24 protein-coding genes are annotated in these 21,766 nt (G+C 65.8%); 9 read left to right on the top strand and 15 right to left on the bottom strand.

Annotation, left to right across the window (positions count from 1 at the left end):
• Positions 1–35 precede the first annotated feature (35 nt).
• Positions 36–836: an SDR family oxidoreductase gene (locus DY468_RS16495; protein WP_164605886.1), complete on the top strand. Its 801-nt coding sequence runs from the start codon at positions 36–38 to the stop codon at positions 834–836.
• Between the two features lie 482 nt (positions 837–1,318).
• Here the strand turns inward: DY468_RS16495 and DY468_RS16485 are convergent, their stop codons facing one another.
• The 8 genes from DY468_RS16485 to DY468_RS16450 all read right to left on the bottom strand — a co-directional run bounded on the left by DY468_RS16485 (position 1,319) and on the right by DY468_RS16450 (position 6,953).
• On the bottom strand, positions 1,319–2,386 hold the full coding sequence (locus DY468_RS16485; RefSeq protein WP_164605884.1) for a threonine aldolase family protein: 1,068 nt from the start codon (positions 2,384–2,386) through the stop codon (positions 1,319–1,321).
• Positions 2,387–2,708: 322 nt separating this feature from the next.
• Positions 2,709–3,326, bottom strand: coding sequence for a 30S ribosomal protein S4 (gene rpsD, locus DY468_RS16480; RefSeq protein ID WP_164605883.1), 618 nt, complete (start codon positions 3,324–3,326; stop codon positions 2,709–2,711).
• A gap of 203 nt (positions 3,327–3,529) precedes the next feature.
• The gene (locus tag DY468_RS16475; protein ID WP_164605882.1) at positions 3,530–4,072 is read right to left on the bottom strand and encodes a helix-turn-helix transcriptional regulator; all 543 of its coding nucleotides are present in this window, start codon (positions 4,070–4,072) and stop codon (positions 3,530–3,532) included.
• A complete protein-coding gene (locus DY468_RS16470; RefSeq protein ID WP_164605881.1) occupies positions 4,056–4,310 on the bottom strand; it encodes a hypothetical protein in 255 nt (84 codons plus the stop codon). The genes DY468_RS16475 and DY468_RS16470 overlap by 17 nt, the downstream gene beginning before the upstream one ends.
• A 51-nt stretch (positions 4,311–4,361) precedes the next feature.
• Complete coding sequence (locus DY468_RS16465) at positions 4,362–5,138, bottom strand: acyltransferase (RefSeq protein ID WP_164605880.1); 777 nt, start codon at positions 5,136–5,138, stop codon at positions 4,362–4,364.
• The gene (locus DY468_RS16460) at positions 5,139–5,528 is read right to left on the bottom strand and encodes a cupin domain-containing protein (protein ID WP_205512424.1); all 390 of its coding nucleotides are present in this window, start codon (positions 5,526–5,528) and stop codon (positions 5,139–5,141) included.
• A gap of 58 nt (positions 5,529–5,586) precedes the next feature.
• Positions 5,587–6,381: a glutamate racemase gene (murI, locus tag DY468_RS16455; protein WP_013503594.1), complete on the bottom strand. Its 795-nt coding sequence runs from the start codon at positions 6,379–6,381 to the stop codon at positions 5,587–5,589.
• Positions 6,382–6,464: 83 nt separating this feature from the next.
• On the bottom strand, positions 6,465–6,953 hold the full coding sequence (locus DY468_RS16450; RefSeq protein WP_164605879.1) for a PaaI family thioesterase: 489 nt from the start codon (positions 6,951–6,953) through the stop codon (positions 6,465–6,467).
• 156 nt (positions 6,954–7,109) lie between these two features.
• Here DY468_RS16450 and DY468_RS16445 point away from each other — a divergent pair, with 156 nt between their 5' ends.
• Entirely contained in the window at positions 7,110–8,474 is a 1,365-nt protein-coding gene (locus DY468_RS16445; protein ID WP_164605878.1) for a TrpB-like pyridoxal phosphate-dependent enzyme, read from the top strand.
• 395 nt (positions 8,475–8,869) lie between these two features.
• Positions 8,870–11,080: a phosphoribosylformylglycinamidine synthase subunit PurL gene (gene purL / locus DY468_RS16440; protein ID WP_164605877.1), complete on the top strand. Its 2,211-nt coding sequence runs from the start codon at positions 8,870–8,872 to the stop codon at positions 11,078–11,080.
• 69 nt (positions 11,081–11,149) lie between these two features.
• Here the strand turns inward: purL and DY468_RS16435 are convergent, their stop codons facing one another.
• Complete coding sequence (locus tag DY468_RS16435) at positions 11,150–12,331, bottom strand: acyltransferase family protein (RefSeq protein ID WP_164605876.1); 1,182 nt, start codon at positions 12,329–12,331, stop codon at positions 11,150–11,152.
• A 74-nt stretch (positions 12,332–12,405) separates the two neighbouring features.
• Positions 12,406–12,768 (bottom strand): DUF427 domain-containing protein, encoded by a 363-nt coding sequence (locus DY468_RS16430; RefSeq protein ID WP_164605875.1) that lies wholly within the window; start codon positions 12,766–12,768, stop codon positions 12,406–12,408.
• Positions 12,769–12,934: 166 nt separating this feature from the next.
• Here DY468_RS16430 and DY468_RS16425 point away from each other — a divergent pair, with 166 nt between their 5' ends.
• Positions 12,935–13,171: a BolA family protein gene (locus DY468_RS16425; RefSeq protein ID WP_022719642.1), complete on the top strand. Its 237-nt coding sequence runs from the start codon at positions 12,935–12,937 to the stop codon at positions 13,169–13,171.
• Between the two features lie 77 nt (positions 13,172–13,248).
• Here DY468_RS16425 and DY468_RS16420 read toward each other — a convergent pair whose 3' ends face one another.
• On the bottom strand, positions 13,249–13,647 hold the full coding sequence (locus DY468_RS16420) for a MarR family winged helix-turn-helix transcriptional regulator (RefSeq protein ID WP_246701004.1): 399 nt from the start codon (positions 13,645–13,647) through the stop codon (positions 13,249–13,251).
• A 45-nt stretch (positions 13,648–13,692) separates the two neighbouring features.
• On the opposite strand from DY468_RS16420, the gene DY468_RS16415 reads away from it, so the two are divergent.
• The gene (locus DY468_RS16415; protein WP_164605867.1) at positions 13,693–13,881 is read left to right on the top strand and encodes a hypothetical protein; all 189 of its coding nucleotides are present in this window, start codon (positions 13,693–13,695) and stop codon (positions 13,879–13,881) included.
• A 78-nt stretch (positions 13,882–13,959) separates the two neighbouring features.
• On the opposite strand, the gene DY468_RS16410 is transcribed toward DY468_RS16415, so the two are convergent.
• Positions 13,960–14,256 carry a hypothetical protein gene (locus DY468_RS16410; RefSeq protein WP_164605873.1) on the bottom strand — a complete coding sequence of 99 codons (297 nt, stop codon included), beginning with the start codon at positions 14,254–14,256 and terminating at the stop codon, positions 13,960–13,962.
• A 185-nt stretch (positions 14,257–14,441) separates the two neighbouring features.
• Here DY468_RS16410 and DY468_RS16405 point away from each other — a divergent pair, with 185 nt between their 5' ends.
• Complete coding sequence (locus DY468_RS16405; RefSeq protein ID WP_164605872.1) at positions 14,442–15,170, top strand: hypothetical protein; 729 nt, start codon at positions 14,442–14,444, stop codon at positions 15,168–15,170.
• 27 nt (positions 15,171–15,197) lie between these two features.
• Here the strand turns inward: DY468_RS16405 and egtD are convergent, their stop codons facing one another.
• Both egtD and egtB read right to left on the bottom strand, forming a co-directional pair.
• Positions 15,198–16,166 carry an L-histidine N(alpha)-methyltransferase gene (gene egtD, locus DY468_RS16400; protein ID WP_164605871.1) on the bottom strand — a complete coding sequence of 323 codons (969 nt, stop codon included), beginning with the start codon at positions 16,164–16,166 and terminating at the stop codon, positions 15,198–15,200.
• A gap of 45 nt (positions 16,167–16,211) precedes the next feature.
• A complete protein-coding gene (gene egtB, locus DY468_RS16395) occupies positions 16,212–17,468 on the bottom strand; it encodes an ergothioneine biosynthesis protein EgtB (RefSeq protein ID WP_205512422.1) in 1,257 nt (418 codons plus the stop codon).
• 288 nt (positions 17,469–17,756) lie between these two features.
• Here egtB and grxD point away from each other — a divergent pair, with 288 nt between their 5' ends.
• The 3 genes from grxD to DY468_RS16380 are packed head-to-tail and all read left to right on the top strand — an operon-like array spanning position 17,757 to position 19,961.
• Positions 17,757–18,083, top strand: a complete 327-nt coding sequence (gene grxD / locus DY468_RS16390; RefSeq protein WP_164605870.1) for a Grx4 family monothiol glutaredoxin — start codon at positions 17,757–17,759, stop codon at positions 18,081–18,083.
• Positions 18,080–18,622 carry an O-acetyl-ADP-ribose deacetylase gene (locus DY468_RS16385; RefSeq protein ID WP_164605901.1) on the top strand — a complete coding sequence of 181 codons (543 nt, stop codon included), beginning with the start codon at positions 18,080–18,082 and terminating at the stop codon, positions 18,620–18,622. The genes grxD and DY468_RS16385 overlap by 4 nt, the downstream gene beginning before the upstream one ends.
• A 58-nt stretch (positions 18,623–18,680) precedes the next feature.
• Positions 18,681–19,961 carry a serine hydrolase domain-containing protein gene (locus DY468_RS16380; protein WP_164605869.1) on the top strand — a complete coding sequence of 427 codons (1,281 nt, stop codon included), beginning with the start codon at positions 18,681–18,683 and terminating at the stop codon, positions 19,959–19,961.
• A gap of 7 nt (positions 19,962–19,968) precedes the next feature.
• On the opposite strand, the gene mdlC is transcribed toward DY468_RS16380, so the two are convergent.
• Positions 19,969–21,597, bottom strand: a complete 1,629-nt coding sequence (gene mdlC, locus DY468_RS16375) for a benzoylformate decarboxylase (RefSeq protein ID WP_164605868.1) — start codon at positions 21,595–21,597, stop codon at positions 19,969–19,971.
• Between the last annotated feature and the right edge of the window lie 169 nt (positions 21,598–21,766).

The raw sequence follows: 21,766 nt of genomic DNA, 5'->3' as shown, positions 1-21,766 counted from the left end.
AACGCCCCCGCCAACAACAAGCGGGGGAAACAACCATGCAGATCGCGGGCAAAGTCGTCGTCGTCACCGGCGGCGGCAACGGAATCGGGCAGGCGCTGTGCGAAGCCTTTCACAAGGCCGGCGCCGCCAAGGTCGTGGTCGCCGACCTCGATCAGGCCCGCGCCGAAGCGGTTGCCGCATCGATCGGCGGCGCGGCGTTTAAATGCGACGTTGCCAGTGAGGCCGATATCAAGCACGTCATCGAGGAGACCGAACGTCAGTTCGGGCCGATCGATCTGTTCTGCTCCAACGCTGGGATCGGCGGCGGCTTCGATCCGGTGGCGGAGAATGCCGGCGGCTCCTCCGACGAGCCGTTTATGAAGAGCTGGTTGGTCCATGTGATGGCGCACGTCTACGCGGCGCGTCATTTGGTGCCGCGCTATCGGGCGCGCGGCGGCGGTTACTTCCTCAACACCATCTCGGCGGCGGGTCTGCTGTCGCAGGTCGGCAGCCCGGCCTATTCGGTGACCAAGCACGGTGCGGTCGGCTTCGCCGAAAGCCTCGCCATCGCCCACAAGGCGCACAACATCCGCGTCTCGATTCTGTGCCCGCAGGGCGTCGACACCAACATGCTGCGCTCGATCCCGAAGGGGCCGCAATCGGCTGACGGTGATCTCACCGCCGAGCAGGTGGCGAAGGATGCGCTGCAGGGCATCGAGCAGGAGAGCTTCCTGATCCTGCCGCACCCGCAGGTGATCGACTACATGCGCAAGAAGACCGAAAATTACGATCGCTGGATCGGCGGGATGGCCAAGATCCAGGCCAAGCTGCGCGAGACCTTCGGCGGCAAGGCTTAGGTCCGAGTTTCGGTCGCGCTGCTGCGGGAACTGTGCAGGCAAACGGATCGATGCTTCAATATGTCGCATCGATCCGCGGGGTCTGTTTCGGCTGCCGCGCGTTCCAGTCGCGTGCAGATCCATTCCGCGGCCGGTTCGCCGGCTCTTTGCACGTCAGCGCATCGTCAGTTTGGCGGCGTTGTTCCGTCCCCGCAGCAAACGGAGATCTTATGACTGATCATCCCCATCGTCGGCCAAGCCTCGTATCCCGCAGCCTCGCGGCGATCGTTCTCACCGGCATTTATTGCTTCAGCTTCGTCGGCGCCGCAGCGGTGGTCTCTGGCGTGACCAGCACGGAAGCACACGCCCAGCGCGGGCGTGGACGCGGCCGAGGCTATCGCGGTCGGGGCCGCGGTCGCGGCTGGGAACGTGGACGGGGCCGCGGGTATTACGGTCGCCGCTGCGTCGTCAACGCCGCCGGCGTCCGGATCTGCCTGTAACGGTCAGGCTGCCCGCACGATCTCGCGGACGTGGTCGAGCGTTTGCTCGATCATGTCCGCGCTGACGTCGAGATGGGTGCAGGCGCGGATCCGTCCCTCCATCATCGCCAGCACCACGCCGCGCCGGCGGAGCTGTGCGACCATGTCGGCGCCGGAGACGCCCGCACCGTCAGGCTTGAAGAACACCAGATTGGTCTGCGGCGTCTGCACGTCGATGCCGTCGATCTGCGCCAGCCCCGAGGCGAGGCGGCGCGCGTTGGCGTGATCATCGGCAAGGCGATCGACCTGATGATCGAGCGCGTAAAGACACGCCGCGGCGATCACTCCGGACTGCCGCATCGCGCCGCCGAGCCGCTGCTTCCAGCGCCACACTTCGTCGATGAAGTCACGCGGGCCGGCCAGCACCGCGCCGACCGGCGCGCCGAGTCCCTTGCTGAAATCGATCCACGCCGAATCCCAGCGCGCCGTCATCGCCTTGGCGCTGATACCTGTGGCGACCACCGCGTTCATCAGCCGCGCGCCGTCGATATGCGTCCACAGACCAGCGTCTTCGCCGGCAGTGGCGATCGCATCGAGCGTGGCCTGCGGCCAGATCGTCCCGCCGCCGATATTGGCGGTCTGCTCGGCGCTGACCATCACCTGCGGAGGTTCGTAGCGAGTCTTCGGATGCAGCGCGGCGCGGAACGCCTCCAGCGAGAACTGGCCATCGTCGCCGTCCAGGCCCGTGATCTGGAAGCCGCCGAGCGCGGCGTGCGCGCCGCCTTCGCGCGACAGGATGTGGGCGGTGCGATGCGCGATGATCTCGTCGCTGGGCCGGCAGGTCGCGAGAGTCGTCGTCACGTTGCACATCGTGCCCGAGGGAAGAAATACCGCAGCCTGTTTGCCGAGCAGCGCCGCGACGCGCTCCTGCAGCAGGTTGGTGGTCGGATCGTCGCCGGTCTGCTCGTCGCCGACCTCGGCGCGCGCCATCGCCTCGCGCATCCCCGGCGTCGGCCGGGTCTGGGTGTCGGACAACAGGTTGATCCGCACCGGCGGCGCGGAAGGATCGGGCGGGGAAGGGATGTAGCTCATGCCCAAAGCTAACATGACGTGCGCGAAGCGGAAGGTATTTGCCTGGACACGATCGGGTCAGCGGGATGTGATCTCCACGATCGCCACATACCCGTCATTCCGGGGCGCTCACGAAGTGAGCGAACCCGGAATCTCGCCGTGAACGGACGCGGCCTTGCCACCCACCCCCCGAACCTCCCTTTCGCAATATCCTCGAGATTCCGGGTTCGCGCTTCGCGCGCCCCGGAATGACAAACGCCTTCGAATAGGCAGCGCAAACAAAAAGGCCCCGGCGAACCGGGGCCTCGATGCATCGAACTGAGCAGCAATCAGTGCGAAGAAATCAGCGCGAATAGAATTCGACGATCAGATGCGGCTCCATCTGCACCGCGAACGGCACGTCGGAGAGAGCCGGGATGCGCGCGAACTTCGCGGTCATCTTGTTGTGGTCGACTTCGATGTAGTCCGGCACGTCGCGCTCGCCGAGCTGGCTGGCTTCGAGCACGAAGGCGAGCTGCTTGGAGGCTTCCTTGACCTCGATCACGTCACCGACCCGCACCTTGTAGCTCGGGATGTTGACGCGCTTGCCGTTGACCTTGATGTGGCCGTGGTTGATGAACTGGCGCGCAGCGAACATCGTGGCGACGAACTTGGCGCGGTACACCACCGCGTCGAGGCGGCGCTCGAGCAGTCCGATCAGGTTCTCGCCCGAGTCGCCCTTCAGACGGGTCGCCTCGACGTAGATGGCGTGGAACTGGCGCTCGGAAATGTTGGCGTAGTAGCCCTTCAGCTTCTGCTTGGCGCGGAGCTGGACGCCGAAGTCGGACAGCTTGCCCTTGCGGCGCTGGCCGTGCTGGCCGGGGCCGTATTCGCGGCGGTTGACCGGGCTCTTCGGACGGCCCCAGATGTTCTGGCCCATCCGGCGGTCGATTTTATACTTGGCTTCAGCGCGCTTTGTCATCGCGTCCTCTAGGGTTTGAGTTGTGAGGAAACGCGCCCTCCTGTGCATGGGGAAAATCCCCTGCCGACAGGTCCGTCCTTAAAGCATAAGGGGAGGACCACGGGTCGCGAAACGCAACGCGGGCCGAAACCGGCCCGCGAGCGGGGGCTTTCTAGGGGCAAAGCCCTGGGATGTCAATTCGGGCCAGGCGGGCCGAGGCGAGCTCAGGCGGCTTCGAGGGTCTGCTCGTAAGCTCGCAGCCGCTGGGCGAGGGGGGCCGCCAACGGCCGGTCGCCGGCGGCGAGCGCGGTATTGGCGAGGCGCACCGCCTCCGCCTCGACAGCGGCCTCCCGGCTCAGCTTCCGCTGCGCATACAGCCATCGCGCCACCGTGGCCCAGTCCCACAGCGGACTATCCGAGGTTACCCGGACGCTGGGCGCTGGAAAATCGCGGCTGCGCTGGCCCTTCGCGTATTGCGTCAGGGCTGCACGCGTGAGGCCGCAGCGCGCGGCGATGTCGGACAGATTGACCAGCGGGTCCGGCTCGATCCGCTCGACTTTGGCGCCTGCATTCTCGACCGCGGCGACCGCCGAAGCGATCGCATCGCCGATCGACTCCGCCTCGCGCGCGAAGTCGAGCACGATGTGGCCCTTCTGAAACGCGATGGCAGCGTCGTCGCATCCGGCGTTGAAGAACCGGTCGGCGAAGTCTTCGGCCGCCGGGGAGAGACCGGAGGCGACGATACTGAATTCATAGGTCTTCACCATCATCCTCCTGCTTGGAGTGGGGACAGCGTGCGATCTGGCGCAGCAGTTGCCGCGCATGGTTCTCTGGATTGCGCGGCGTCGACCAGACGAACAGCACGCAGCCGTCGCGATCGTGATGTGGACACAGCAGCCGGCCCCACGCATGGCCGCCGACCTTGCTCCATCTCCAGCCCAGCGCTTCAGCGTGGCTGACCGCCGCCTCGATTTCCTTGTTCGGATGGGACGGCCGCTTTGCCATCGTGACGCCCGCGCTGGACGAGTGTTAACATATGTCAACGGGCGTGCCGCTTCAAGGTCCGGCTGCGGCCCGCAGCGGCCGGGGCGGGCGTTCCAACTGCTCGATCTCGGCCGCTATCGTGGTGTTCAGCACCTGCTCGAGGGAGGTCGTGATCCTCGCGATCGGGGCGGCGTCGATCACCCGGTGGTCGAACCGGACGATCACCTCCAGGCTGCCGTCGTCGGCGAGTCGGCCGTAGCTCAGGATGTAGGGGCCGGGGCTGACCGGGTAGAGGTCGCCAGGGCCGAACGCCGACACTGAAGAGATGCCGAAACTACCGAAGAAATTCGCCCGCGGCCGGCCGAGCGACATCCCGACCCACCAGGCGACCCGCCGCAGCGGCCACGGCATCCGGCTGATCCGCAGCAGCTTGCGAAACATCGGGACGGTTTCGATCGGCGCGGTGCGAGCCTCGCGGATGATCGAATCGACCTCGGTCAGCGGCCGTGTATCGGCCGCGGTGACTTTCTGCATCAGCACGCAGTCTTCGCCATCGATGCGGCGCGCGACCGCGATCATGCCGACGCTCTTCGGCAGCTCGAAGAAGTGCGGCCAGGGAAAGTCGATATACAGCGTGCGCAGCAGCGGCTCGTCGCGCGCCACCAGGCTGAACGCCTTGGCGAGGATCGCGGCAAAGCCGGGCGGCGATGCGGCGGCGGCCCGAGCCCGTGCGAGCGGGCCGAGTTGCAGCGTGCGCCGATAGCTGATCAGTGGCACGCCTTGCGAGGCGTGCATCAGATCCGCAATCAGCCGCCGCGGCGCCGAGATTCGACGAATTTTGCCCCGCATTTATTTGACGGGCGAAGCGAATGGCTTGGTCTTGTCGACCACCCAGACCGCCATCACCTTGGCGCCGTTGTCGCCGTGCACCTTGGCATCGTGCACCACGCCGGCCGGGATCACGTAGGAATCGCCCGCCTTGAGGTGCTTGTCGGGTTCGCCGTCGATGCTCATCACTGCCTCGCCCTCCAGCAGATATCCGGTCTCGATGCCGGGATGGGTGTGCCGGCCGATATTGCCGCCCGGCGGCAGCTCGGCGAGACCGCTGACGGTGACGTATCCATCGGGAAATTCGATCTTCTGCAGCGGGGTGCGCTTGATCCCGCTCTGCTGCGCGACCGCGGCACTCGCCGCAACCGTCACCGCACACACCACAAGAATGTGACGAGAGATTTTCATTTTGATTGTCTCCTCCCGGAGACAAAACTAGCAGCGTCCCGTCAGGCGGAAAAGCGCCTCAGGCCGGAACCCGGCCGCCGAAATAGGGTGCCAAGCCGGCGCTGGCGCGAGGCTGCCGGCCGGATGTGAAGATCATCTCGGCCTTGGGGCTTGCGGCATGGCCGGTGGCCTCGCCGAGCAGAGTGACGACGCGGCGGGCGATCGCCGGGGCCGGATCGATCCAGTCGACCGGCCACGGCGCCAGCCGGATCAGCCGGTCGAGCAGCAGCGGATAATGCGTGCAGGCCAGCACCACCGAATCGGTGCGTCCGCGTGTGGCGTCGGCTTCGACGAAGCACGGTGCGATTTCGGCGCGGATCGCCGCGTCGGTCACCTCACCGCCGCCGAGCGCGGTCTCGGCGAGGGTGGCAAGACGCACCGAGCCGACCAGCGACACCTCGCAGCCTTGCGCAAAATCACGGATCAGCGCGCGGGTATATTCGAGCCGCACCGTCGCTGACGTGCCGAGCACCGAGACGCGTTTGGTGCGGGAGCGAGCGCAGGCCGGCTTGATCGCCGGCACGGTGCCGACGAACGGCACCCGGTAGCGGGCCCGCAGCGGCGCCAGCGTCATGGTCGAGGCGGTGTTGCAGGCGATCACGACGAGATCCGGCGCATGCGCCGCGATGAGTTCGCCCATCAGCGGAACGACGCGACCGATCACGGCCTCCTCGCTGCGCTGGCCGTAAGGGAAGAACGCGTCGTCGCCGACATAGACGTAGTGCGCGTCCGGGCGGGCGCGGACCACTTCGCGCAGCACCGTGAGGCCGCCGAGGCCGGAATCGAACACCAGGATTGTGGGGAGCGAGGTCACGGCGGCGACCTTACCCGATCTTGGTTAGCTTTCGGTTGCCGATCTCGCGACGCAGCCTTGCGGATGAGGCAGGGCCGCCGCGGTCAGTGGCTGTCGGCGACCTCAGTCGGCGGCACCCTGCGCTTGACCCGCTTGATGGTGCCGGAGAACGTGAACAACGGTCGTTCGCCTGTTTTGAGAATGCCGCGGACAAAGATCAGCGACTTGCCGGCCCGCGTGACTTCGCCGGTCGCCTCGATCAGTTCGCCCTCGAATGCCGCGTCGAGAAATTCAGCGCCGAACGCCACCGTCACGCCCGGTCCCTGCAATTCGTGGACGGCGATCGCGAACAGGCAATAGTCCGCGAAGGTCATGAAGCAGCCGCCGTGCACCGCCTTCATGCCGTTGAGGTGCTTCTTCTCGACCCGGAAGGCGCAGCGGACGCGACCGTCGTCTTCGATGCGGTGCCAGAACGGTCCGTTGTGCGATTCGAAAGTGTCCCGAGTCCACGTCCGCCAGCCGGCGAACTCACCTTCAGTGGCGGTGAAAAGGTCCGGGCGGCTGAGGCGTGTCGGTTCGGCGGTGGTGGTCAAGGGGCGTTATCCTTTGGTCTATCGTTTGGTCCATAAAACTGATGCCGCGCTGCAATGCAAATCCACAAATCTAATTGACACTGCGCAATTGGCAGGCAGGTCGCCGCTGTATACCTTCTCGCCCCGCAAGAAACGGGCCGCGTGAGGGAGACCAGAATGAGCGACCAGATCAAGTATGTACTGGACGAGGAGAACATCCCGAAGTCCTGGTACAATCTCAATGCCGACTTTCCGACGCCGATGCCGCCGGTCCTTCATCCGGGCACGCATCAGCCGGTCGGCCCGAGCGATCTGGAGCCGCTGTTTCCGATGGAGTTGATCCTCCAGGAGGTCGCGACCGAGCGCTACATCGAGATTCCCGAGCCGGTGCGTGACGTGTTCCGGATGTGGCGCCCGGCGCCGTTGATCCGTGCGCGCCGCCTCGAGCAGGCGCTCGGCACGCCGGCCAAGATCTACTTCAAGTACGAAGGCGTTTCGCCGGCCGGCTCGCACAAGCCGAACACCGCGGTGCCGCAGGCCTGGTACAACAAGCAGGCCGGCATCAAGAAGCTGTCGACCGAGACCGGCGCCGGGCAGTGGGGCTCGTCGCTGGCGTTCGCCGGCTCGCTGTTCGGGCTTGACGTTCTGGTTTTCCAGGTCCGCGTGTCGTTCGACCAGAAGCCGTATCGCCGCGCGCTGATGGAGACCTACGGCGCGCGCTGCATCGCGTCGCCGTCGACCGAAACCGAATCCGGCCGCGCCATTCTGGAGAAGAATCCGAACAGCCCCGGTTCGCTCGGCATCGCGATCTCCGAAGCGGTGGAAGTCGCCGCCAAGAACCCGGACATCAAGTACGCGCTGGGTTCGGTGCTCAACCACGTGATGCTGCACCAGACCATCATCGGCGAAGAAGCGATCAAGCAGTTCGAAATGGCGGGCGATGATCCGGACGTCGTGATCGGCTGCGCCGGCGGCGGTTCGAACTTCGCCGGCCTTGCCTTCCCGTTCCTCGGCCTGCAGCTCCGCGGCGGTCGCAAGCGGCGCATCATCGCGGTCGAGCCGGCGGCGTGCCCGACCCTGACCCGTGGCACCTACGCCTACGACTTCGGCGACACCGCGCATCTCACCCCGCTGGTGAAGATGCACACGCTCGGCTCGACTTTCATGCCGCCGGGCTTCCACGCCGGCGGCCTGCGCTATCACGGCATGAGCGGGATGGTGTCGCACGCCTACGAACTCGGCCTGATCGAGGCGCGCGCCTACAAGCAGGTCGGCTGCTTCGAAGCCGGCGTGCAGTTCGCCCGCACCGAAGGCATCGTGCCGGCGCCGGAATCCACCCACGCGGTGCGCTGCGCGATCGACGAGGCGCTGCGCTGCAAGGAGGAGGGCAAGTCGGAAACGATCCTGTTCAACCTCTCCGGCCACGGCCATTTCGACATGCAGGCCTACATCAACTACTTCGAAGGCAAGCTGGTCGATCAGGACTACGACGAAGCCGACCTCGCCACCGCGCTGGCGGGCCTGCCGGCGGTTGCGGCGTAATTCTGTAGCTAGCCGCAAGGCACTGACTGAACCTCTCCCCGCTCTGTGCGGGGAGAGGTCGGATTGCGCAGCAATCCGGGTGAGGGGCGGGGCACGGCGTCAATCCGCAGTCGGCCCCTCGGGCGGGCACAGCCCCGCTACCCAGCACGACTTCCGCCGCGTCCGATTCACTGCCCGGCCCCTCATCCCATCCTTCTCCCCGCACAGAGCGGGGAGAAGGGGCCGGCCGCGGCTGGGGCGGAAGCTGCAACTTATTGAAAAGGCATGCCTTCAATCCCGGCCTGGGGCGGTTCGCCATCCCCAGGCGTGCAGAAAAGCCTTTCCCCTTTGGGCCGTTCTTTCTACATAACAGCGGTCCGCGCCGGCCCCTCCGGCGCGCCGAGGAATGCTGCCCTATGTCCGCTCCCGAGCCGAAGATCACCCCGGAATTGATCGCCAGCCATGGCCTGAAGCCGGACGAATATCAGCGCATTCTCGATCTGATCGGGCGCGAGCCGACTTTCACCGAGCTCGGAATCTTCTCGGCGATGTGGAACGAGCACTGCTCGTACAAGTCGTCGCGCATCCACCTCAAGGGGCTGCCCACCAAGGCACCGTGGGTGCTGCAGGGCCCGGGCGAGAACGCCGGCGTCATCGATATCGGCGATAATCAGGCGGTGGTCTTCAAGATGGAGAGCCACAACCACCCGAGCTACATCGAGCCGTATCAGGGCGCCACCACCGGCGTCGGCGGCATTCTGCGCGACGTCTTCACCATGGGGGCGCGGCCGATCGCCTGCCTCAATGCGCTGTCGTTCGGCGATCCGAAGCATTCCAAGACCCGGCACCTGGTGTCCGGCGTCGTCGCCGGCGTCGGCGGCTACGGCAATTCATTTGGTGTTCCGACGGTCGGCGGCCAGACCCGGTTCCACACCCGCTACGACGGCAACATTCTGGTCAACGCGATGGCGGTCGGCCTCACAGATGCCGACAAGATCTTCCTCGCCGCGGCCTCCGGCGTCGGTATGCCGATCGTCTATCTCGGCTCGAAAACGGGGCGCGACGGCATGGGCGGCGCCACCATGGCGTCGGCCGAGTTCGACGAGGGGTCGGAGGAGAAGCGGCCGACCGTGCAGGTCGGCGATCCCTTCGCCGAGAAGCTGCTGCTCGAAGCCTGCCTCGAGATCATGGCCAAGGACTGCGTGATCGCCATCCAGGACATGGGCGCGGCCGGCCTGACGTGTTCCGCCGTAGAAATGGGCGCCAAGGGCGACCTCGGCGTCGAGCTCGATCTCGACGCGGTGCCGACCCGCGAGACCGGCATGACCGCCTACGAGATGATGCTCTCCGAAAGCCAGGAGCGCATGCTCATGGTGCTGAAGCCGGAGAAGGAAAAGGAAGCCGAAGAGATCTTCAAGAAGTGGGGTCTCGACTTCGCGATCGTCGGCTACACCACGCCGACCAAGCGGTTCGTGGTCAAGCATGGCGGCCAGGTGAAGGCCGATCTGCCGATCAAGGAGCTCGGCGACGAGGCGCCGCTGTACGATCGCCCGTGGGTGGAGTCACCGAAGCTGCCGGTGATCCACGCCCGCGACATCAACGCGCCGATGGGCGCGGCCGAGGCGCTGGAGAAGCTCTTGGCGACGCCCGATCTGTGCAGCAAGCGCTGGGTGTGGGAGCAGTACGACCACGTCATCGGCGGCAACACTGTGCAGCGGCCCGGCGGCGACGCCGCGGTGGTTCGCATCGAGGACGGCCCGAAGGGGCTGGCGCTCACCGTCGACGTCACGCCGCGTTACTGCGAGGCCGATCCGTTCGAGGGCGGCAAGCAGGCGGTGGCCGAAGCCTATCGCAACATCACGGCGGTCGGCGGCAAGCCCTTAGCGATCACCGACAACCTGAATTTCGGCAATCCGGAGCGGCCCGAGATCATGGGCCAGCTGGTCGGCTGCCTGAAGGGCATTTCGGAAGCCTGCATCGCGCTCGACTCGCCGATCGTCTCCGGCAACGTCTCGCTCTACAACGAAACCTCGGGCCGCGGCATCCTGCCGACCCCGTCGATCGGCGGCGTCGGCGTGCTCGACGACTTCACCAAGTCGGCGACGCTCGCCTTCAAGGCTGAAGGCGAAGCGATCCTGCTGATCGGCGAGACCAAGGGTTGGCTCGGCCAGTCGGTGTACTTGCGCGAGATCTGCGGCCGTGAAGAAGGCGCGCCGCCGCCGGTCGATCTGGCGGCCGAGAAGCGCCACGGCGACGTCGTCCGCGGCATGATCAAGGCCGGCACCGCGACCGCCGTGCACGACCTGTCCGACGGCGGCCTGCTGGTCGCGCTCGCCGAGATGGCGATCAGCGGCGGCATCGGCGCCGCGCTCGACGCGCCGCCGGCCGAGATCGTGTCGCACGCCTGGTGGTTCGGTGAGGATCAGGCCCGCTACGTCGTCACGGTGAAGGAAGCCGATCTGCTCGCGGTGAAGACCAAGCTGAAGACGATCGGCGTGCCCTGCACCCAGATCGGCGTCACCGGCGGTCACGCGCTGAAGATCGAAGGCGAACGCACCGTCGACATCAAGGCGCTGCGCCACGCCCACGAGCACTGGCTGCCGGACTATATGGGCGGGAAGGCGTAGTCGCCTTCGGCCTCTCCATCGTCATTCCGGGATGCGCTGCGCGCGCCCCGGAATGAAGGAAGAGGGGTCTCACAGCACCCGATACGCGCCTGGAATCTTCCGCAAGAGATACGTTGTCGCCCAGCTCAGCAGCAGGCCGAGGGTGAATACGATGGCGGCTTTGACGATCGCCGGCAGGTCGTAGTCGTACAGCCAGTACTGCAGCCACAGCATGTAGGCGTAGTGCACCAGGAAGATGCCGTAGGCGTCGTGCTGCAGCGGATCGAGCAGGCTCCAGCCGCCGCGGCGGAAGCGCAGGAATACGGCCAGGATCGCAAAGATGATCGCGGCGCTGAAGGCGGTCAGCGCCACGCTGTAGCTCGCCTCGTACCACATCGGCAGGTCGTCCGGATTGTCGAGGATGCCGCGCTTGATGCCGATCAGGCCCCACATCCCGAGATACGGCACCAGCGCCACCAGCAGCCAGATCCACCATTGCTGCGCCAGCTTGCCGCCGGCGCCGAGCACGCTCTGCTCGGGATGGCAGGCGCCGATGCCGGCACCGATGAAGAAGTATGCGGTGTACAGCAGCACCCGGCTGGCCTGCACCGCGAACGGTCCCCATTCGAACCAATAGGTCGAGGTGTAGTACAGCCGCGACGGCACGTAGAGGATCGCGGTGATCACGAACACGGCGCCGATGAACAGCGCCGGCGATTTGTAGCCGAGCTTGGCGAGGTGATTGATCGGGTCCAGCGTGTGCCGCGAAATCCGGTACAGCCCGCCGCCGATCACGCTGAAGATGAACAGCACCCACAGAAACCACAACGGTCCGCTCGGCCACGGGCCGACCGTGATCATGTTCTTGTAGAACTGCGCGAAGGTCTCGGCCGGGTCGGCGCGCAGCGCCAGCGCGTAGTAGGCGATCGGGATCACGGTGAAGGCTGCGATCACGAACGGGATGCCGAGCCGGATCAGCCGGTCGCGAGCGAGCGAGCCGAATTTCGGCCGATGGTCCAGGCTCGGCCACAGAAACAGCCCCGACAGCATGAAGAACATCGCCATGAAGAAACTGTCGGTGGCGAGCACGATGCAATCGAAGCCGATGAACGAGGTCGGGTCGGTGTGACCGAAGTAAGTATAGGGGATCACCGAATGGTGGATCAGCACCAGGATGGTGAGGAAGGTGCGGGTGCGGTCGAGCGACAGGTCGCGCACATGCGACGCTGCGTGCGCGGTCATGCCGCCAGTGGTGGGATAGGTTACGGTCACGAAATAAGCCCCGCGCGATGCCGCCGGTGGAATACGATACTGCGCCTTAGCTGAATCGCCTCTTCGGCGAATTGCTAGGGTTTGAATTCTTCGATTTGGACCTTTTCCGGATAGAACGCCAGATAGCCGGCAATCTCGGCCATCGCCGGAAATGGCGTCTCGTAGCTCCACACCGCGTTCGGCAGCGGATCGCCCCCGGCGACGATGCTGAAATAACTGGCATCGCCCTTATACGGGCAGTGGGTGACCCGAGCGGTCTTTTCCAGCAGCCGCATGTCGGCATCTTCCCGCGGAATGTACTGCACTGGCGGATAGCTGGCTTCGCGCAGCGTCAGCGCGCGGCGGGTCTCCGCGATCACTCGACCGCCGGCGCTGATTCGGACGCCCTTCGGGTTTGCCGTCATCGTAATCGGGTGATCTGGGCCGGGGAGCTTCATCGGATGAACCTTCAGGGCGTGAAGCGGCCTGGTGTCGCGGTCACCTTGTCGGGATGTGCCCGGCGGGGTGGCTTTGAAAGGGCCGTACTGCGATATAGGATGGCAGCTCAGGATTGCCACCGCGCTTGGCGCGCGGGTGGCCCGCGACGATCTGGAGGACGACCGAATGCCGATGGATGCCCGCGACATCGAGGCCATGATCAAGGCCGCGATTCCCGACGCGGAGGTGACGATTCGCGACCTCGCCGGTGACGGCGATCATTATGCCGCGACCGTGATTTCGGAGTCGTTCCGGGGCAAGTCGCGGGTCCAACAGCACCAGATCGTCTATCAATCGCTGCGGGGGCAGATGGGCGGCGTGCTGCATGCGCTCGCGCTGCAGACCGGCGTGCCGGAAGCCTGACGGCGGGCGGCTTCGGCCGAGGCCGGGCGGCCTTGCAGTTCGGCCGCCTGCCACGACGATTGCTGATCGAGCTGTTGCTAGTCGAGTCGCGCAACGCGCGCCGTTGCCCGATCCATGCGACGGCGCATGGCGTTGACGCTGTGGGACAGTTCTCCGACATGCCGATCGGACAGCGTGCCGCGTGCAATCTCCTCGATTCTGCACATCTCGTCCTCGACGCGCTCCAACGTCTGTTTTGCGCTCCCGGTGAGCGACAGCAGAACGACCCGCCGGTCTTCGGCGGATTGAGTGCGGCTCAGGAGGCCGCGCTGCTCCAGCGGCCGGATCTGCGCCGAGACGAACGACCCTTTCATATTGAGCAGCGCCGCGACTTCGCCTACCGGAACGCCATCCCGGTCGGCCAGAAAGTCGACCGCCTTGATCAGCAGCCATTGCGATCCCGTCAGGCCGACTCGGCGCCCGAGCAGTTCGGCCATCCGCAGGATCGAGAAGCCGATGGCTGATACGTCCCAGACCAGACGATGCAGCAGACGATCGGCATGATCGATGTCGGGGGCGGTGCCGATCGGCTCGTCGGCGGCGTTGGTGTTCGTTTCGGGTATCATCCCGTCGTCCTTTCAGCGCATGCCACGCACGGCGTGCCCCGCGCGAAGCATCGCCTCTCCAGACAGAACGGAGCGGACGCTTCGAAGCAGGCCGGCGAGCGCTGATGCGCCCGGCACGGGTGGCGAAATGTCATCGGCATAGGGCGGGCGGAGCGGTGTCGCGGCGCCCGGACGCGTCGTCGGTCAGACGGCCTGTTTGGGCGGGGGCGTATCGGGACTTGCCCGCAGCGCGATCGCCAGCGAAGACCCGGCAAAGCAGGCCTTTGCGCTGTCCGGCGATGGGCGTCCGGCCAAGGAGGCCGGAATTACGGCGGTTGAACACGACGGGCAACGATCGCAGACCGAGATGGCCGCGTCGCCGGTGCTGTCATCGACAGAATGCGTGCTGAACACAGCGGTCGCCGCCACCTGGGTCGGATGCAGGCAGGCGATCTGATGCAGCAGGCCTGAGACGAGATAAAGCGAGATCACCACGACCAAGGACAGGCGACAGCGTAGCTGCGCTGTGTCGGTCGAAAGCCATCGAATAAACCCGCTTCTCATGCGGGATCGCATAACAAATCTGTCACAACGCGCAAAGAGCGCATGGACACGGCCCGCTGCGCGGCGCCGACGTTAACGAAGGCTTTACAGCCGCGCGGCACCGTCTTGGTGGGTGGGAGAGCATGTCGAACTGGCGGGACGAAAAGGCGAAGGCCAACGCACTGGCGCTGGCCCGGCTGACCAAGCGGCTGCCGGAGGTCTTCCCGCAGGCGGTGCTGATTCATGCCAAAGCCCGCGCCTATGTGCCTTCGACCCTCCGGGTCGCGGTCGACTCGTATTGGCGCGCGCATCCGCTGCGGGCGGAGCGGCTGGCGCGCATGCTGGCGGCGCGCAGCGGTGCCCCTGCCGGCTGGCAGTGGCACGTCGGCGACCCCGACAACGGATTGCCGGCGACGTTTCGCACTCCGCCTGCGCCGTATCGGGAGAAAGCACATCAGCGTGGCCCCGGCTTCTGCTGCGTCTGCGGTCAGCCGGTGTATCGGTTCGGCTGGCACGCCGATCTATGGAACGCCGGCATCAACAAGAATGCCACTTGGCACAGCGCCTGCGTCACCGCCTGGCAGTTCTGGAATGCGCCGAGCGGCCAGACCAAGCTGCTGCGGCGCCTACAGGGCCGCCGTTGCCGCGAGACCAACAGGCGGCTGCTGCGGACGTCTGAAGTCGATCACCTCGTGCCGCTGTTTCAGGTCTGGCGGCAGCACCGCGACCGGACATGGCCGGAGCTGCTCGGCTTTTGGGGCCTGCCCAACCTGCAGGTGATCAATCGCGAGGTCCACGTCGCCAAATGCGCCGCCGAGGCACGCGGCCGGCGCGCGGCGCGGATCGCCGCCGCAGAGGAAGCTGCAGTTTAGTCGGGCGAAAGACGAGACGCGGCAGTCTCAGTTCGCTCCGAGCGCGTGCACCGAGAACATCGCGTCCGCATCGGTCCAGCTCTGCTTCAGCGACCAGCCGGCCTGCTGGGCCAGGGCACGAAATCGTTCCAGGCTGTACTTGTAGCTGTTCTCGGTGTGGATGGTCTCGCCCGCCCGAAAGCCGATGCGCTCGCCGAACAGATTCACGGTCTGGTCGCGCAGGCTGACCAGATGCATCTCGATGCGGTGCTGATCGCGATTGTAGATCGCCCGATGCGCGAAGGCGGACAGATCGAAATCCGCGCCGAGTTCGCGGTTGATGCGGATCAGCAGGTTGAGGTTGAATTTGGCGGTCACGCCGGCGGCATCGTCATAGGCCGGCACCAGGACGTTTTCGTCCTTTTCCAGATCGACACCGATGATCATCCGGGCGCCGTGGCCGAGAATATCGCGGGCGCTCTCCAGGAAGCGCCGCGCCTCCTGCGGCTCGAAGTTGCCGATCGTCGAGCCGGGGAAGAACCCGACCTTCGGCAGGTCGCGGATCGCGGGTGGCAGCGCGAACGGCTTGGTGAAGTCGGCGGCGAGCGGATGCACTGCGAGCTGCGGGAAATCCCGCTGCAGCGCTTCGGCCTGGGTGACGATGAAATCGCCGGAGATATCGACCGGCACATAGGCCGCGACCTGATGGGCGGCGAGCAGCAGGCGGATCTTGGTCGTCGCCCCGGCGCCGAACTCGACGATTGCCGCGTCCGGTGGAATGAGTGCCGCGATCTCGGCGGCGCGGCCCTCGAGAATGCCAAGCTCGGTGCGGGTCGGATAGTATTCCGGCAGGCGGGTGATCTCGACGAACAGCTCGGAGCCGGTGTCGTCGTAGAAGTACTTCGGCGACAGTTCCTTCTGCGGCCTCGTCAGCCCGTCCAGCACGTCGCGCGCAAACGCAGCCGTGTCCGAATCGAGCCGATGCGCTTGCGTCTGCACAGTAACGTGCACGTTCATGGGCGATCCTCCGGGCTGCGCGCGTGGCGCATTGAGATTTTCAAATCAGGCGCCGTAGTCGGCAAGCCGCAGTCCGGTGAACTGCCAGCGGTGATGCGGATAGAAGAAATTGCGATAACTGACGCGGCTGTGGCCTTCGGGCGTCGCGCAGGACGAGCCGCGCAGCACCAACTGATTGACCATGAACTTGCCGTTGTATTCGCCGAGCGCGCCTTCGATCGCCTTGTAGCCCGGGTAGGGTGCATAGGCGCTGCGGGTCCATTGCCAGACGGTGCCGAACGCATCCGGAAGATGCCCGGCGCTGGCCGCGACTTCCCACTCCATCTCGGTCGGCAGATGCTTGCCGGACCAGCGTGCGAAGGCGTCGGCCTCGTAGTAGCCGACATGGCACACCGGGGCGGCGGGATCGACGCTTTGCAGGCCGCCGAGCGTCATGATATTCCACTCGCCGTCGACCTGCCGCCAATGGCCGGGTGCCTCCCAGCCCTCGCGCTCGGCGCAGGCGAAGCCGTCCATCAGCCACAGCGTGGCGGTGCGATAGCCGCCGTCGGCCATGAATTCCAGCCACTCGGCATTCGTGACGAGGTGCCGCGCCAGCCTGACCGGCCCGACCAATGCGCGGTGCACCGGCTTTTCGTTGTCGAAATGGAAGCTGTCGCCGGCATGGCCGATCGGGTGGATGCCTTCGGGGAGCGCGACCCAATCCTCGCCGCTCTGGTCCGTCGCCGGCAGCCGCCACGCCGGGTCGTAGGCCGGCGGGATCGGATTTTGCGCAAAGGCATGGAGGATGTCGGTGAGCAGCAATTCCTGGTGCTGCTGCTCGTGATTGAGCCCGACCTCGATCAGCGGCGCGATCTCCTCGAGCTTCGCGGTATCGGCGGTCGCGAACCAGTTCAGCATCGCCGCGTCGACATGGCGGCGATAGGCCGCGACATCGGCGACGCCGGGGCGGGTCAATAGCCCGCGCGCCGCGCGGGTGTGCCGGGGGCCGGCCGAGACGTAATAGGAGTTGAACAGGAAGGCGTAGTCCGGGTGGAATACCTGATAGCCCGGACAATGTGGGCCGAGCAGGAACTGCTCGAAGAACCAGGTGGTATGGGCGCGGTGCCACTTCGCCGGGCTCGCATCCGGCATCGACTGCACCACCTGATCCTCTGGAGACAGCGGGGCCGCGCGGCGCTCGGTCTCATCGCGTACCGCACGATAAGCATCGGCGAGGCGAGCGGCCAGGTCGCGGGAGCAGGCGGAGAGGGAAGATTCGGCTGCAGCGGCCGTGGCGGAGGACAGGATCGTCACGAGCATCTCCGGTTTGGTGGAAAACGCTGCTGTTCAGAGTGAGTTCCAGGCTGAACAAGATAGGCGCTGACGATCGGGATGTAAGGTCGCTGCCGTACCAGGGGAGGATTTTGCGTCTTCGGCTCTCGCCTTGGCCTATTGCAGCGCGGCGGCGACGAAAATGGTAGCGAAGTCAAGGCGGCAGCCAGGGCTCAATCGGTTTTGACTTGGGCTATGCGGTGGTTTCGGGATACATATATGAACGTTCGACCCGGCCGCTGGTGGTCAGCCGGCCGCGCCGCAAAAGGATTCGCCATGAGCATCGAGCAATTCATCGACAACGAAGTGAAGGCCAACGACGTCGTGCTGTTCATGAAGGGCACGCCGCAATTTCCGCAGTGTGGCTTCTCCGGTCAGGTGGTGCAGATCCTCGATCACATCGGCATTCCGTACAAAGGCCATAACGTGCTCGAGAGCGCCGAGCTGCGTGACGGCATCAAACAGTACTCGAACTGGCCGACCATTCCGCAGCTCTACGTGAAGGGCGAATTCGTCGGCGGCTGCGACATCGTGCGCGAGATGTTCCAGGCCGGCGAATTGCAGAAGCTGTTCACCGACAAGGGCATCAAGGCCGCCGCCTGAGCCCCTTTGTCCGCCAGATCGGCACGGCGACCTGTGAAGTCGTCGTTGCCGACATCACCACGCTCGCCGTCGACGCGATCGTCAACGCCGCCAATGCATCCTTGCTCGGCGGCGGCGGTGTCGACGGCGCCATCCATCGCGCTGCCGGCCCCGAACTGCTTGCCGAATGCCGCACGCTCGGCGGTTGCGACACTGGCGATGCCAAGATCACCCGCGCTTACCGGTTGCCGGCGCGCCATGTGATCCACACGGTCGGCCCGATCTGGCACGATGGCCGCCACGGCGAGGACACCGCGCTCGCCTCCTGCTACGTCCGCGCCCTGCAGCTCGCCGATGATCATCGGTTGAGCTCGGTCGCGTTCTCGGCGATCTCTACCGGCGTCTATGGTTTTCCGCCCGAGCGCGCCGCACCGATTGCGGTCCGAACCACCTTCGATGCACTCAGCGCGGGCAGCTCGGTGACACGAGTGGTGTTCTGTTGCTTCTCGCCTGCGAGTGCCGAGTTGCATCGCGCCGCGCTTATGGAGGCGGCCCCTTGAAACCGCTCCAAGCGCCGTTACCATCACGATCCACGACAGAACCTGGGAGGACTTGAGGATGCTGCATCGCGCCGCGCGGTGGTTGATGGCAGGGGCGTTGGCCGCGACGGTCGCGAGCCCGGCGCTCGCCGAAGGAACGTTCGACCTGCCGCCGAGCGTGCAGTTCTCCGACAAGAAGCTTGAGCGGATCGACGAATTCTTCAACAAGATCATCGCCGAGGGCAAGATTCCCGGCGCGCTCGTGTACATCGAGCGCCACGGCAAGCCGGTCTATCACAAAGATTTCGGCGTCCGCGATGTCGCTACCAAGCAGCCGATCACCGACGACACGATCTTCCGGCTGTCGTCGCTGACCAAGCCGTTCACCGCCTTTGCGGTGATGATGCTGGTCGACGAAGGCAAGATCAAGCTCGACGATCCGGTGTCGAAATACATCCCGGCCTTTGCCGATACCAAGGTCGGCGTCGAGAAGCAGCGCGACAACGGCGAGAAGTATCTCGATTTCGTCGCGCCGAAGCGACCGATTGAGGTTCGCGACCTGCTGCTGCACACGTCCGGCATCACTTACGGCTTCTACGGCGACAGTCTGGTGCGCAAGACGATCGATGCCGCCAAGATCTACGACGGTGATCCGACCACGCGCGAATTCGCCGAGCGGATCGCCAAGCTGCCGCTGCAGGAGCAGCCCGGAACGCTGTGGGACTACGGCAATTCCTATGAAGTGCTCGGTGCCGTGATCGAGGCGGCGTCCGGCCAGTCGTTCTATCAGTTCCAGAAGCAGAAGCTGTTCGACCCGCTCGGGATGACCGACACGCAGTATTTCTTTCAGTCCGACGCGCAGAAGTCGCGGCTGGCGCAGCCGATGCCGAACGATTCCAACTTCCGTGTGGGCCGGCTGGTGGGACCGGACATTCTCCGCAAGTGGGAGTCCGGCGGCGGCGGACTGAGCTCGACGCCGCACGACGTGATCCGCTTCGTCCGTATGCTGCTCAACAAGGGCGAGCTCGACGGCAAGCGCTTCCTCAGCGAAGCGACCTTCAAGGACATGACCACCGATCACATCGGCCCGAATTCCGGGGTCGAGCGCGATTACTTCTATTTCCCTGGGGACGGCTTCGGCTACGGCTACGGCCTTGGCGTCCGCACCGATGCCGGCAACGCCAAGCCGCCGCCGCCCGGTTCGCTCGGCGAATTGAAATGGGACGGCGCCTCGGGCTGCTACTTCGTGGTCGACCCGAAGCTCGACATGTTCTTCGTGCTGATGGAGCAGACGCCGTCGCAGCGTCAGCCGGTGCAGCGCGAACTGAAGAAGCTGGTGTACGAGGCGCTGGAGAACTGACGCGGTCTCAGCCGTTGCGCGCGTAGAGCATCGGCACCGACGTATCGAGCATCGCCTCAACCACGCTGACGCCGTCCAGCGAGAGGGCGCGCGTCAGCGCCGGCGCCAGCTCGGCGCTGCCTGTCACCTTCGCGGCGTCGCAGCCGAGCGACTGCGCCAAAGCGGCAAAGTCGATCCCTGGCACGTCCAGGCCCGGCACATTCCGGACCTGCATCACCTGGCTGAACGAGCGCATCGCGCCGTAGCCGCCGTTGTTCAGCACCACCACGGTCAGCGGCAGCTTGCGCTGCGCCGCGGTCCACAGCGCCTGGATCGAATACATCGCCGAACCGTCGCCGATCAGGCAGACGGTGCGGCGGTTCGGATGCGCCAGCGCGAAGCCGACCGAGGCCGGCAGCGACCAGCCGAGCCCGCCGCTGGTCATCGTCGCGAAGCTGTCCTGGCCGGGCATCGGCATGTAGGTCTGCATCGCCGGACGGTGCGACGGCGCTTCCTCGACCAGCATCGCGTCGTCCGGCATCGTGGCGCGCAGCGTATGCAGCAGATATTCGGCCGGCATCGGCTCGGCTGACCGCGGCGCTGGCGGCAGCACACGGGCCGGCGGCGCGGCGCGCCTGGTTTCAGGCAGCAACGCCAGCAGCGTGGTGAGTGCCGGCGTCACGGTCGCGATGATGCTGGTGCCGAGCGGCGTCACCGTGGCGGCGTCGGCATCATCGGTGATCTGAAACAGTTTCGAGGCGCCGTCGAAGATCGCTGCATGGCCTTCGACATGGAAAGTGAACACCGGCGCGCCGATGACGACGACGACATCGTAAGCGCCGAGCGCCTCGGATAACTGCCCCGGCGAGGCAGGCAGGAAGCCGGCGAACAGAGGATGCCGTTCGGGGAAGCTGCACCGCGCCGAGAACGGCGACACCCACACCGGCGCCTTGGCCTTCTCGGCGACCTGCACCATCAGCCCGACCGCCGCGGCACGATCGACCGCGGGGCCGACCACCAGCGCTGGCTTCTTGGCTTTGGCCAGCGTGTCGGCCAGCGCCTCCATCGCGGATCGATCCGGACCGATCTCGCGCGTGATCGTGCGCGGCGGCAACGGCGCGGCGGGCCGGGCCCAATCGTCGATCGGCACCGACACGAAGGTCGGCCCGCACGGCGGCTGCATCGCGACGTAGTAGGCACGGGCGATCGCGGCCGGCACGTCCTCGGCGCGGGCCGGCTCGACGCTGTATTTCACATAAGGCCGCGGAAATTCGCTCGCGCGCTCGGCGCCGAGGAAGGCCTGCAGCGGCAGCAGGCTGCGCGCCTGCTGGCCGGCTGTGATCACCAGCGGGGTCTGGTTCTTGAACGCGGTGTAGATGTTGCCGAGTGCGTTGCCGACGCCGGCCGCCGAATGCAGATTGACGAAGCCGGCGTTCCGCTTCGCCTGCGCATAGCCGTCCGCCATCGCCACTGCCGAGGCTTCCTGCAGCGCCAGCACGTAGTCGATATCGTCCGGCCAGTCGCTTAAGAAAGGCAGCTCGGTCGAGCCGGGATTGCCGAACACCTTGTCGATCTTGAAGGCGCGCAGCAGGTCGAGCGTGGCGGATTTGACGGTGGTGACGGCAGCGCTCGGCTGCTTGGACTTCTTCGCGGGCAAGGGCGATTTCCTCGGGCGGCGGATGCCGGTGTTGTTGTTTGCACCGATCAAATCCGCAGGCGGCGAGGGGAGTCAACAGCATCACCCGCGATGCCAAATTTCCCTCCCCCTTGCGGGGAGGGTGGCCGGCCGTAAGGCCGGTCGGGTGGGGGGAGCCACACGCTCAGTG

It is taken from the genome of Rhodopseudomonas sp. BR0M22, assembly GCF_010907035.1.
In the GTDB taxonomy this organism is placed as follows: Bacteria; Pseudomonadota; Alphaproteobacteria; order Rhizobiales; family Xanthobacteraceae; genus Rhodopseudomonas.
Note: the sequence above shows the minus strand (reverse complement) of the source record. Positions and strands in the feature narration are given on the sequence as shown.

Bases quoted from the DNA above. Each gene is read 5' to 3' on its own strand.
- DY468_RS16495 (WP_164605886.1), top strand. From the start codon at position 36: ATGCAGATCGCGGGCAAAGTCGTCGTCGTCACCGGCGGCGGCAACGGA.
- DY468_RS16485 (WP_164605884.1), bottom strand. From the start codon at position 2,386: ATGAGCTACATCCCTTCCCCGCCCGATCCTTCCGCGCCGCCGGTGCGG.
- rpsD (WP_164605883.1), bottom strand. From the start codon at position 3,326: ATGACAAAGCGCGCTGAAGCCAAGTATAAAATCGACCGCCGGATGGGC.
- DY468_RS16475 (WP_164605882.1), bottom strand. From the start codon at position 4,072: ATGGTGAAGACCTATGAATTCAGTATCGTCGCCTCCGGTCTCTCCCCG.
- DY468_RS16470 (WP_164605881.1), bottom strand. From the start codon at position 4,310: ATGGCAAAGCGGCCGTCCCATCCGAACAAGGAAATCGAGGCGGCGGTC.
- DY468_RS16465 (WP_164605880.1), bottom strand. From the start codon at position 5,138: ATGCGGGGCAAAATTCGTCGAATCTCGGCGCCGCGGCGGCTGATTGCG.
- DY468_RS16460 (WP_205512424.1), bottom strand. From the start codon at position 5,528: ATGAAAATCTCTCGTCACATTCTTGTGGTGTGTGCGGTGACGGTTGCG.
- DY468_RS16445 (WP_164605878.1), top strand. From the start codon at position 7,110: ATGAGCGACCAGATCAAGTATGTACTGGACGAGGAGAACATCCCGAAG.
- purL (WP_164605877.1), top strand. From the start codon at position 8,870: ATGTCCGCTCCCGAGCCGAAGATCACCCCGGAATTGATCGCCAGCCAT.
- DY468_RS16430 (WP_164605875.1), bottom strand. From the start codon at position 12,768: ATGAAGCTCCCCGGCCCAGATCACCCGATTACGATGACGGCAAACCCG.
- DY468_RS16425 (WP_022719642.1), top strand. From the start codon at position 12,935: ATGCCGATGGATGCCCGCGACATCGAGGCCATGATCAAGGCCGCGATT.
- DY468_RS16420 (WP_246701004.1), bottom strand. From the start codon at position 13,647: ATGGCCGAACTGCTCGGGCGCCGAGTCGGCCTGACGGGATCGCAATGG.
- DY468_RS16415 (WP_164605867.1), top strand. From the start codon at position 13,693: ATGCAGCAGACGATCGGCATGATCGATGTCGGGGGCGGTGCCGATCGG.
- DY468_RS16405 (WP_164605872.1), top strand. From the start codon at position 14,442: ATGTCGAACTGGCGGGACGAAAAGGCGAAGGCCAACGCACTGGCGCTG.
- egtD (WP_164605871.1), bottom strand. From the start codon at position 16,166: ATGAACGTGCACGTTACTGTGCAGACGCAAGCGCATCGGCTCGATTCG.
- egtB (WP_205512422.1), bottom strand. From the start codon at position 17,468: ATGCTCGTGACGATCCTGTCCTCCGCCACGGCCGCTGCAGCCGAATCT.
- grxD (WP_164605870.1), top strand. From the start codon at position 17,757: ATGAGCATCGAGCAATTCATCGACAACGAAGTGAAGGCCAACGACGTC.
- DY468_RS16380 (WP_164605869.1), top strand. From the start codon at position 18,681: ATGCTGCATCGCGCCGCGCGGTGGTTGATGGCAGGGGCGTTGGCCGCG.